At 37.9% G+C, this 12,339-nt stretch carries 7 protein-coding genes; all 7 read left to right on the top strand.

All coding sequences use genetic code 11. The annotated features are described in order from the left end of the window. Positions 1–34: 34 nt before the first annotated feature. Positions 35–1,636, top strand: a complete 1,602-nt coding sequence (locus tag ABDZ84_RS04530; RefSeq protein ID WP_026682541.1) for an extracellular solute-binding protein — start codon at positions 35–37, stop codon at positions 1,634–1,636. Between the two features lie 131 nt (positions 1,637–1,767). After that, positions 1,768–4,911 (top strand): alpha-mannosidase, encoded by a 3,144-nt coding sequence (locus tag ABDZ84_RS04535; protein WP_343780331.1) that lies wholly within the window; start codon positions 1,768–1,770, stop codon positions 4,909–4,911. Between the two features lie 139 nt (positions 4,912–5,050). Next, positions 5,051–7,783, top strand: a complete 2,733-nt coding sequence (locus tag ABDZ84_RS04540; RefSeq protein WP_343780333.1) for an alpha-mannosidase — start codon at positions 5,051–5,053, stop codon at positions 7,781–7,783. A gap of 119 nt (positions 7,784–7,902) precedes the next feature. Then, complete coding sequence (locus ABDZ84_RS04545; protein WP_343780351.1) at positions 7,903–9,180, top strand: glycoside hydrolase family 125 protein; 1,278 nt, start codon at positions 7,903–7,905, stop codon at positions 9,178–9,180. A gap of 17 nt (positions 9,181–9,197) precedes the next feature. Beyond that, positions 9,198–10,211: a family 20 glycosylhydrolase gene (locus ABDZ84_RS04550; RefSeq protein WP_343780335.1), complete on the top strand. Its 1,014-nt coding sequence runs from the start codon at positions 9,198–9,200 to the stop codon at positions 10,209–10,211. A 24-nt stretch (positions 10,212–10,235) separates the two neighbouring features. Next, positions 10,236–11,111 (top strand): sugar phosphate isomerase/epimerase family protein, encoded by an 876-nt coding sequence (locus tag ABDZ84_RS04555; protein ID WP_026682537.1) that lies wholly within the window; start codon positions 10,236–10,238, stop codon positions 11,109–11,111. A 143-nt stretch (positions 11,112–11,254) separates the two neighbouring features. Further along, on the top strand, positions 11,255–12,334 hold the full coding sequence (locus ABDZ84_RS04560) for a Gfo/Idh/MocA family protein (protein ID WP_343780337.1): 1,080 nt from the start codon (positions 11,255–11,257) through the stop codon (positions 12,332–12,334). Positions 12,335–12,339: the final 5 nt, after the last annotated feature.

The following is a 12,339-nucleotide window of genomic DNA, read 5'->3' on the forward strand; positions in this document are numbered from 1 at the left end:
GAAATCTATTACATGTCTGAAAGGGGATGGTAGGATGAAAAAAATCGTATATTTGTTGTTAATTACTGGACTTTTAGTAGTTACTTTAGCTGCATGTAAATCCAAAGAAACAAATGAAGAGTCTGCTTCGGCTACTGATGTCGAAGTAAATGAAGAAGGTTTTCCAATTGTTGATGAAAAACTTGAACTGTCCATGATGGCACCTGGAACTGGTGTCGCTGAGTGGAGTGATATGCCAACCTTGCAAGTATATGCTGAAATGACAAATATGGAATTTGAGTATATTACACCTCCGTTAAATGACTTTCAAACAAAGCTAAATCTAGCATTTGCTAGTGGCGACATAGCAGACATTATTTATGGTGCAGGCTCAAGTAACTTCACACCAGCAATGGAAGTAGATTATGGTGAACAGGGTGTATTAGTACCATTGGAAGATCTGATAGCTGAGCATGCTCCGAATCTGCAGAAGCTTTTAGAAGAAAGACCAGATGTAAAGAAATCGATAACAACAATAGATGGTCATATTTATGCACTACCGACCGTTGCTGAAGGACCTACTTCTAGATGGTATCGAGGACCTTTATGGTATAACGGTAAATGGCTAGATGCGTTAGGAGTTAAAGAATTACCTAAAACAACAGACGAGTTCTATCAACTATTAAAGCGATTTAAGACAGAGGATCCCAACGGTAATGGGAAGGCTGATGAAATTCCGCTTCTTGATGTGAAAATGAATAGCTCTAGACCATGGCTGTTAGGAGCATTTGGAATGAAAGAATGGGGAATAGAGGAAGTGGACGGGAAGGTAAGGTATACACCAATTACCGAAAACTATAAAGAATACTTAACATTTATGAATAAGCTTTATGAAGAAGAATTATTAGATCCAGAGACCTTTTCGCAATCAGATGAACAAAAAAAGGCAAAAGGGCAAGAAAATCGAATTGGCGTATTCCCTGACTATTTTTCATTCTTTACAACTGGAGAATCTGAAGAAGAGGCAATGAATAATCCGATGTTTCAACCACTAACAAGCTCGATTTCAAATAAAGCAATTATCCCTAGAAGCCCTGCTATTCAGAGAGGTACGTTTGCGATTACTAGCAATAATCCTAGTCCTGAAGCTTCTATTAGATGGATAGATTATTTTTACTCTAAGGAAGGCTACGAATTTTTGAATCGTGGCCCTGAAGGTTACATGTGGGAGTGGAAGGATAAAGAAGGAGGGGAGAAGGTTGATCGCGAGGTACCAGAAGGCTTTAAATCGGAAGAAGATTATCGTGGCACGATCACCCCAGATTATGGGATTTCCACCCCTACAATTAGTGGGCCGATAGAAGGTAGAGCCTTATCTGAATTCGATAAATTTATTGCTGCAGAAACAAATGAAAAAATTTCGCCTTATGCAGAGGTTCCGTATCCATTGGTTTATTTATCACCAGAAGAACAGAAGAAGGCAAATACGATCGAAGTTGATTTGCAATCCTATGTAGAGCAAATGGAAGCTAAATTCATAACAGGTGTTGAATCATTATCAAACTGGGAGGAATATGTAAAGACAATTGAAAACATGCAAATCGAAGAATATATTGAAATTTATCAGGATGCTTATAACAGATGGTCGGATAGTTAATAAAAAAATGTATAGGATAAGCTAGATGCGTGTTGAATAGTAAAGTACTTGAACAATGGCTCGTATGTCTTTTTGGAATGTCATACGAGCCGTTCTTACATAACTAATTAGTTAGTGAGGTGATGACAACGGTGTTTTTAACAGAAGAAAAACTAAAAGCAAGAATGGAAGAGCTTTCCGTATACAGATATCGAGATGCGAAAAAAATAGCTGAATGGAGTTTCCGTATAGATGAAGAAGGTGAGATTGGTGCATATCCACCTAACTCTATTAGTGACAATACAACAATTAGAATCGGAGACAGGTGGGAAGGTAGAGATTTATATGTATGGTTGTCTGCAAATGTTCCCATTCCAAAAGAGTGGGATGAAAAACAAATAATTGGCTTTTTTGATTTTGGTAACACAGGTGGAGGGAATAATTCAGGATTTGAATCATTATTATTTGTGAATAAACAACCCTATCAAGGCGTTGACTCCAATCATAAAGAGGTTTTTCTTTCTAGTGATTATGCTGGAAACGCGCTAGCCTTGGATTTTCGATTATGGTCAGGGCTCGAAGGAGGAGGCCATCCTACTAATCAAGAATATAAGTTACGAAGAGCAGAAGTTGCTTGGCTAGATGAAAGCGTCGATGGTTTTTATTTTGATGCGAAGGCGATGATCGAAACAATCCAGGTATTAAATGAGAATCAGCCGGAGAAGCATCAATTGTTACAAATACTAAACCAATCGATCAATAAAATTAATTGGTTAAACCCTGGAGCTTCGAGCTTTTATGAATCGATATATCATGCACAAACCTTTTTAACGGAACAGTTACAAACACTAGAGAAATCAAATCACGTTACTTTCCATGCTGTGGGGCATACACATATTGATGTAGCTTGGTTATGGCGATTAAAGCATACAAGGGAAAAGTCAGCACGATCTTTTTCCACAGTACTTCGTCTGATGGAGCGCTATCCAGAATATAAATTCTTACAAAGTCAACCACAGTTATATGCCTATTTAAAAGAAGATTATCCAGCTATCTATGAATCTATCAAACAAAAAATAGCCGAGGGTGCTTGGGAAGCAGATGGAGGTATGTGGCTAGAAGCTGATTGTAATATCCCATCAGGAGAATCACTTGTCCGGCAGCTATTAGTAGGAAGAACGTTTTTTAAAGATGAGTTAAATATAGAAAGTGAATATTTATGGCTACCGGATGTGTTTGGATATAGCTGGGCGCTGCCTCAAATATTGAAGAAATCTGGAATTAAGACATTTATGACAACAAAAATAAGCTGGAGTCAATTTAATCGAATGCCTCATGATACGTTTTATTGGCGAGGAATAGATGGTAGTGAAATACTTACACATTTTATTACCACGACAGAGCCTTGGCCAGATTCAAGATACTATACATATAACGGCTTCATGACACCACAAGTGATTAAGGAATCATGGGAAGCATATAGGGATAAACAACTGAATCAAGATCTACTGATTTCTTATGGATATGGCGATGGTGGTGGTGGAGTAAATAGAGAAATGCTGGAAATGCGAAGCAGGATGGATAAATTACCTGGTCTTCCCCGTGTGAAAACGTCTCGTGCAAAGGATTATTTTCGAAAGTTGCACGAAACAATGGAAGAAACCGAGAACTATGTCCATACATGGGATGGGGAATTGTATCTTGAATTTCATCGTGGAACCTATACCAGTCAAGCATTCATGAAGCGAATGAATCGAAAGCTTGAATTACTTTATAGAGACAGTGAGTGGCTTAGTACAATAGCTTCTGTTTATCATGATAATTTTTCACGCTATCCGGATGCTTCCTTATTAATAGGCTGGAAGGCGATATTGCGAAATCAATTTCATGATATCATCCCTGGCTCTTCTATTAACGAAGTATATAAAGATGCTAAGAAAGAGTATCAGGAAGCAGAAGATATTGGGAACAATACGTGGAATGATGCTGTTTCAAGTATTATTCAGAGTGACAAAAATAAGTGGACAATATTTAATTCTGTACCGTGGAATCGAGATGATACTGTATTTATTCGTAAGTCTGAGCAGATAGATATGAATGGAAAATGGGTGGATAGTGACAATAAATTATTAACTACACAGGTCACGGAAGAAGGCTGTTATGTTTATGTTAAAGACGTCCCAGCAATGGGCTGGAAGGGGATAGCGTATCAGTCTGCAAGTGAAGCACGAAAGCAAGCTGCTGCTCCGGTTTTTAACCATACTGAGGACGGGATTACCTCCCCATTTTATATGGTTTCTTGGAATGAAAAGGGGCAAATTACTCGTCTGTATGATCGTAAAAATAATCGAGAAGTACTGGCAAAAGAAGCGATTGGAAATGTATTACAAGTATTCGAAGATAAACCGCTTATGTTTGATGCGTGGGATATTGACATATTTTATCAAGAAAAGATGGAGGAAGTATCGTTATTGCAATCTATTCATGTAATTGAAACTGGCGACTTACATGCTACCATTCGTTTTGTTTGGAATTATGGTCGGTCGGTTATTCAGCAAGATATGATTGTCTATCGCAATCACCGTCGTATAGATTTTAAAACATCTGTAGATTGGCAGGAAAATCAACGTCTGCTTAAAGTAGCCTTCCCTGTTGATATTCGTTCAACAGAGGCAACGTATGATATTCAATTTGGAAATGTCAAACGGCCAACCCATTGGAATACAAGTTGGGATTATGCAAGATTTGAAACAGTTGGACATCAGTGGGCGGATCTTTCGGAAGAGGGCTATGGCGTTAGTTTATTAAATGATTGCAAATATGGCTATGATATCAAGGATAATGTCATAAGGCTTTCCCTGCTCAAATCGCCGATTCATCCGGATCCAGGTGCAGATAAAGGCTATCATGAATTTACGTATGCATTATTTCCTCATCAAGGTAATTGGAGCGAAGGGCAAACCGTGGAAGCGGCGTGGGCATTAAATAAACCACTCATATATAGTAATGGAAGAGTCAATGAAGGAGATTTTTCCATGTTTCGTTGCTCTGTCAATCATGTGATGATAGATGCGGTTAAAAAGGCAGAGAATAGCGATCAAGCAATTGTAAGGATTCATGAATTTACGAGGAAACGTGAGGAAGTATCACTTACTAGTGACTTTTCCATTTTATCATGGCAGGAATGTGATCTAATGGAGCGCGTAATTGGAGAGAAACATCATGAAGAACAGATTAAGTTTTACATCAAGCCATATGAAATAAAAACATTTCTAGTTAACCTTACGAAATCATAGAAGTAAAATGTTAGTCACTCTGTGTATTACTAATTAACTTATTACAAAGATGAAACTACCATAATAGCAAGTTTTTGTTTAAAAACATTTAGGTCGCACCTCTATAGACCCATTTATTTATTATCAAGGAGGATTGCAATTGGAAGGTAACCAGACAGTTCATATCATTTCACATACACATTGGGATAGGGAATGGTATTTGCCATATGAGAAGCATCATATGTATCTCATCAAATTAATGGATCAGCTCTTAGAAGTCTTAGAAAATGATTCTGATTTTAAAAGTTTTCATTTAGATGGTCAAACAATAATATTGGAAGATTATTTGCAAGTACGTCCGCAAATGAGAGAGAAACTAAAACAGTTCATTCAAGAAGGGCGGATATATATTGGTCCATGGTATATTCTACAGGATGAATTTTTAACAAGTAGTGAATCCAATGTCCGAAATTTATTATATGGAATGAAAGATTCGAAGGAGTGGGGAGGAATTTCCAATGTAGGATACTTTCCGGATTCTTTTGGTAATATTGGTCAGGCACCACAGGTATTAAGCCAGGCAGGGATTCATCATGCCGTTTTCGGGAGAGGAGTTAAGCCCACAGGATTCAATAATGTGGTTCAGGAAGATACAAGCTATGAATCTCCTTATTCAGAGATGCTGTGGCGTTCTCCAGATGGTTCTTCTGTACTTGGTATCTTATTCGCCAATTGGTATTGTAACGGAAATGAAGTACCAGTAGCTAAAGAATTAGCTCAAGACTATTGGGACAAGCAGCTTCAGCCATTAAAGAAGTATGCATCCACGCCACATCTGCTATTAATGAATGGCTGTGACCATCAGCCTATCCAACTTAATTTGCCCGAAGCCCTGCGAACAGCTAAGAAATTAAATCCTGATGTGGATTTTATGCATTCAAATTTTAATGCGTATTGTGAGAAGCTTGCATCTTCTATTCCAAGTGATATAAAAATCATTGATGGAGAATTAAGAAGCCAGCATACGGATGGTTGGGGGACACTTGTAAACACTGCATCGTCCCGTATTTACATTAAACAAATGAATCAGCAAAGTCAGGTGCTGCTTGAAAAGGTTGCAGAACCTCTTGCTACCTTTGCCTATTTACAAGGAGAAACATATGATCATGGTTTATTTGAATACGGTTGGAAAATATTAATGCAGAATCATCCACATGACAGTATATGCGGCTGTAGTGTGGATGAAGTTCATCGTGAGATGGTTACTCGGTTCGAGAAGTGTCAGCAGGTAGCAGAAGTTATTATCGATAAGAGTTTAGCTAGCGTAACAAGAAATATTGATACGACAACCTTTACCAAATGGGGAGAAGATGCTATTCCTTTCGCTGTGTACAATACAACCGGACAAATTCGTACTGGAATTGTTTCGGTGGTTTTAGATGTGAGAAAAGAATATTTTTCTGCAGGAGTAAACAAACAGCAGCTAAAAGCGTTCCCATTAGGTACCAAAATATTGGTAGATGCGTATGGAAATAGAATGGATTGTGAATGGGAAGATTTAGGGATAGCTTTTGATTATGAGCTACCTGATAACCAATTCAGACAACCCTTTATGGCGAGGCGGGTGCGTTTAACATTTGAAGCGAAAAATATTCCGACACTAGGGTATGAAACCTTTGCATTGGTACACCGTTCAGGAGCATCAAAAACGGCTAGCAATCAATCATTAGTTATAAATGAAAGGGAAATGGAAAATAAATATACACATGTAAAAATGAATGAAAATGGATCTCTGGTTATTACGAATAAAGAAAATGGCCGCATTTATAAGGATCTATGTATCTATGAAGATACGGGGGACATTGGAAACGAATATATGTACAAGCAGCCAAAAGAAGAGACACCTCTAACAACAAAGGATATAAGAGCGGAAATAACGATTATTAAGGATAGTCCCTTTCGTGCGGTTTATCAAATTGTTCATGAATGGGATCTACCTAAAGGTGCTTCTGAGCTCTTAGATCAGGAACAGCAAGAGCTTGTTTGGTTTACAGGGAGGCAAGCCAAACGAGTTACGGATACCATTACTCATACGATTACGACCTATGTCACATTGGAAAAAAATAACCGTGGTGTACAAATTACTACTTCCTTTACTAATCAGGCAAAGGATCATCGGTTACGAATGCTATTTCCGACAGATATACAAACAGATACGCATTATGCTGACTCTGTATTTGAAGTAGCAGAGCGATCAAATGAGCCTGCAAAAGATTGGGCAAATCCAGACTATTCCCAGCATCAGCAAGCATTTGTAAACGTTAGTAATGAATTGGAAGGGCTTACGATCGCTAATTTTGGTTTAAATGAGTATGAAATATTACGCGATGGAAGAAATACAATTGCCATCACGTTACTTCGATCTGTAAGGGAACTAGGAGATTGGGGATACTTTCCAACCCCTGAGGCTCAATGTTTAGGTGAGCAAACGGCTTCCATTTGTATCTATCCGCATGAAGGGGAGCGCAGCAAGCTTGTGTCATTTCAAGACTCGTATCAATACCAAGTACCTCTAATGGTAAAGCAGGCAGCTATACAGGAAGGAGTTTTACCTCCAGCTCAATCGTTTGTTGAATGGCAATCAAATTTACTTGCATTTACTTCTTTAAAAGTATCGGATGAATCAAGTGATGTGATAGCTCGGGGATTCAATTTAACGAATAGGGACGCTCGTTTAACGGTTCATTCACCAGCTTCATGCAATTATATGTATCGAAGTAATGTCTTGGAGGAAGTAGTAAGTCCTTTCATGAACGAAATCGAATCAAGCTGCTCATTTCCTGTGAAAAAACATGAAATTGTTACCATCGGTTTTTCTAAACAAAAACTATAAACAACGTATTCCGTATTGGCTGATACCAATAACGGCTTGTTGCTCAGTGGGCTGAGATGAATACTGCTAATACATAGAAAGGATGTGGTGATGTAGTGGAAATAAATGTACCAATATCGATGAAGCAAATGATCGATATGGTAAAACGACATTTTAAACAAGATCATAAGATACAAGCAATGTTTGAGCAATGCTTTTCAAACACCTACCAAACAACCATTCGCCCTCAAGTAGATGGAACTACTTTCGTGATCACAGGGGATATACCAGCAATGTGGCTAAGAGATTCGGCTGCACAAGTACGACCGTATTTATTACTTGCAGAAACGGATCATGAAATAGCAGATATGATTCAAGGCGTATTGCAAAAGCAATTCATGTTTATTACGCATGATCCATATGCCAATGCCTTTAATGAAACGGCGAATGGGAATAGATACCATGATGATCAAACGAGTATGACTCCATTACTGTGGGAGCGTAAGTATGAGGTTGATTCCCTTTGCTATCCGTTACAGCTGGCTTATTTGTTTTGGAAATCAACCGGAAGACTCTCTCATTTTAATGCACAATTTTTAGCAGCAGTCAGGAGGATTATTGATACTTGGCGAACAGAGCAGGATCACGAAGCTGACTCCACCTACTATTTTGCAAGGGACAATTGTCCCAAACAGGATACACTTTCGAATAATGGGAAGGGATCACCTGTAGCTTATACAGGCATGACATGGAGTGGTTTTCGTCCAAGTGACGATGCCTGTCAATACGGTTACTTAATTCCGGCAAATATGTTTGCTGTCGTCGTCTTAAAACAGTTAGCAGAAATAGCAGATGAAGTGCTAGATGATCGATTTCTCAAAGAAGAAGCAGTTCGATTGGCTAATGAGATAGATCGAGGGATAGAACAATTTGCTAAAGTACAACATCCGACGTATGGAACCATTTATGCTTATGAAACGGATGGTCTTGGTAATTATAATCTGATGGATGATGCAAATGTTCCTAGCTTACTTTCCATTCCATACTTTGGTTATTGCGATATCAACAATCCCATTTATCTAAATACGCGTAGATTCATACTTAGTAAAGATAATCCATATTATTATCAAGGCAAGGCAGCTAAGGGAATAGGAAGTCCACATACACCAGAGCATTATATTTGGCATATCGCGCTAGCAATTCAAGGGATGACTGCAGTGACAGAGCAGGAAAAGGAGGAAATATTAAATGCCTTTAAAGTAACAGATGGAAATACGGGATTAATGCATGAAGGCTTTCATGTCGATAATCCAGCAGATTATACGAGACCTTGGTTCTCATGGGCAAATTCAATGTTTAGCGAATTTGTGCTAAATAGAGTCGGTTATTTTGTTAAAGGGAGCCCATTTAATAAATGATGAAGGAGGTTATGCCAATGGAGAAAACAAAGGTTAGAGGTTTTCATTTACGATTTGGTTCCCATGACTTAGTGGAACCGTTGAAAGAATTTATTCATCATGTTTTAGTTCCGCAAGGGATTAACTATCTATTTTTAGAATGTAATACCTCGTTTGTTTTTAAGAAACATCCAGAGATAACCGAGGGTACATTAACGAGACAGGATGCAAAGGTGATTGCAGACGTATGTCGAAAGCATAATATTAGACTAATCCCGTTATTTCAATGTTTAGGTCATCAGGGTTGGGGCGGAAAACGTAATTCGATACTTACGGCATACCCACAATTTGACGAAACGCCCGAAATTTCACTCGATGCAGTGTGGCCTGAAATTTTTTGTAGAAGCTGGTGTCCGGAACATCCAGATATACATCAATTAGTCTATGATTTGATGGATGAAATTATAGAAGCGTTTGATGCTGATGGCTTTCATGTTGGCATGGATGAAGTTTTTGAAATGGTTAACCCTAACTGTCCCAGATGCCGTGGGAAAGACAGAGCAAAGTTATTTGCAAACGTAGTAAATGATTTACATCATCATTTAGTTGGAACACATAATGTAGAAATGTTTATGTGGGGAGATCGTTTAAATGACAGTGAAAGATTTGGATATAACGAGTGGGAAGGGGATACATTCGGAACACATGACGCGATTGACCATATTCCAAAAGACATTGTAATTACAGACTGGCATTATGATAAGCTTCCAGCATACCCTTCTATTGGTAATTTTATATCAAAGGGCTTCACTGTAATTCCAGCTTGCTGGTATAAAACAGATGCCGCAGTAGATTTATTAGAACAGGGAATACAACAAGCACAGGAACGTGAAAAATTAAAAAATATGCCAGGTATGCTCGTTACTTCGTGGAATAACTGGGATAGAGCTTCATTCGAAAAAGTGATAAAGATGACAGGTGCTTCACAAAAAGATGAGCTTCATGAATTACACCATACCCTTCACGTAATTACAACTGCTTTAAAGGATTAAAGTGGAAATAAAGGAGTGAGCATTTTGAAAGTAGGTTTAAGTACGTATAGTTTACTAGATGTTATTAATACGGGGGAAATGAGTGTGTTGGATGCTGTGCAATGGATTGCTGCAAACGGTGGAGAACATATGGAAATAGTTCCGTTCGGATATACATTGGTTGATAATTGGAAACTAGCAGAGCAGCTATGTGAAAGGGCAGAATATTATGGGATAGAGCTTTCTAACTATGCTATTCCGGCTAATTTTATTCAGGATTCACAAGAGGCATTTGAAGCGGAAATAGATCGAGTTAAAAAGCATGTTGACCTAATGAAGCATATGAATATAAAGCATATGCGTCATGATGTAACAGCTTTTGATTTATCTTCAGACGAACAAACGATTGCCTATTTTGAAAATAAGTTAGAATACATTGTTGAAGGGAGTAGGAGAATTGCGGATTATGCTGCTCCATTTGGAATTACAACAACTATTGAGAATCATGGTTTAGCTGTACAGCATAGTGACCGTGTGCAACGTGTATTACAAGCAGTGGATAGACCTAACTTTAAAACAACATTAGATATTGGTAATTTTATGTGTGTCGACGAAAGTCCAATAGTAGGAGTTCAAAAAAACCTCCCCTACGCTTCACTTATCCATTTTAAGGATTTTTATTACCGGCCACAATCGAAAAACCCTGGAGCGGGGAAGTGGATTCGAACATCCAATGGAAACTATTTGCGAGGCGCTATTGTGGGTCATGGAGATATCGATATTAGAGAAATAATTCAAGCGATTAAGCAGTTTGGTTATGATGATAATATTACGTTAGAATTTGAAGGAATGGAAGCGTGTAAAGAGGCATGTAAAATTGGTATGGATAATATAAAAAGGTTATGGGAAGAGGAGAATTAAATAAAGGGTTCACTTTATTGCTCAAAGTAGTGGTCTTACTGCCAGTTTTAAAGGGATAAATTTACAATTTTATTAGGACAAAAAATGAGATGAATATATTGTCTTTTGCCTAAACGTTAGAAAACGAAAGGGAGGGCTAATAATTGAATAAATTGAAAATTGGGTTAATAGGTGCTGGATCAATTTCTAATATGCATTTGCAATCGTATAAAAATAATAGTGATGTAGACATTTATGCTATATGTGACCATAATAACCAACGTGCACATGAAAAAGCAGCAGCGTATCAAGATAAAACAGTATATACGGATTATAAGGAGCTGTTGGCAGATAGGAAGGTAGATGCTGTTAGTATTTGTACCTGGAACAATACACACGCTTCTATAGCTATTGAAGCATTAAACGCTGGGAAGCATGTTTTAGTTGAAAAACCATTGTGTAAAACAGTAAAAGAGGCAATGGCAGTTGCAGAGGCGGTAGACAACAATCCAGAACAAGTACTACAAGTAGGGTTTGTACGTCGATTTGGTACAAATACACAAGTATTAAAGAAATTTATTGAATCTGGAGATTTAGGAGAAATATATTATGCAAAGGCATCATGTATACGAGCATTAGGTAATCCAGGAGGATGGTTTGCAGATAACGAAAGATCAGGAGGAGGACCATTAATTGATTTAGGTGTCCACATAATTGATCTTTGCTGGTACCTTATGGGGAAACCAAAAGTAAAATCGGTTAGTGGAAATACATATTACAAATTAGGAAATCGCTCGAATATAAAACACAAAGATTACTATAAGGCTGCAGACTACGATCCAGATAAAAATAATGTGGAAGACTTAGCTAATGCAATGATTCGTTTTGATAATGGTGCATCGTTACTGCTAGATACCAGCTTCACACTCCATGCAAAAGAAGACGCCATGGCTGTTCAGATTTTCGGAGATAAAGGTGGCGCAGAAATAGAACCTGAGCTCCGACTTATTACAGAAAAAAATGACACAATCTTAACTATTACCCCACAAATAGATGATTTATCCTTTGATTTTACTAAAGGGTTTCAAAATGAAGTTGATCATTTTATTACTTGTATCAAAGAAAAAAGAGAACCAATAAGCCCTGTACATGATGGGGTTGAAATAATGAAAATATTAACTGCTGTATATGAATCCAGCAAGAGTGGTGCAGAGATCCATTATGAAGATTCGAAGATGGAGTGACTTTG

Origin of the sequence: Virgibacillus salarius, from assembly GCF_039521925.1 — a bacterium.
GTDB lineage: Bacteria > Bacillota > Bacilli > Bacillales > Amphibacillaceae > Virgibacillus > Virgibacillus salarius.

What these genes read in the sequence shown, in the direction of transcription:
- ABDZ84_RS04545 (WP_343780351.1), top strand. Translation starts at nt 7,903, where the DNA reads ATGAAGCAAATGATCGATATGGTAAAACGACATTTTAAACAAGATCAT.
- ABDZ84_RS04530 (WP_026682541.1), top strand. Translation starts at nt 35, where the DNA reads ATGAAAAAAATCGTATATTTGTTGTTAATTACTGGACTTTTAGTAGTT.
- ABDZ84_RS04550 (WP_343780335.1), top strand. Translation starts at nt 9,198, where the DNA reads ATGGAGAAAACAAAGGTTAGAGGTTTTCATTTACGATTTGGTTCCCAT.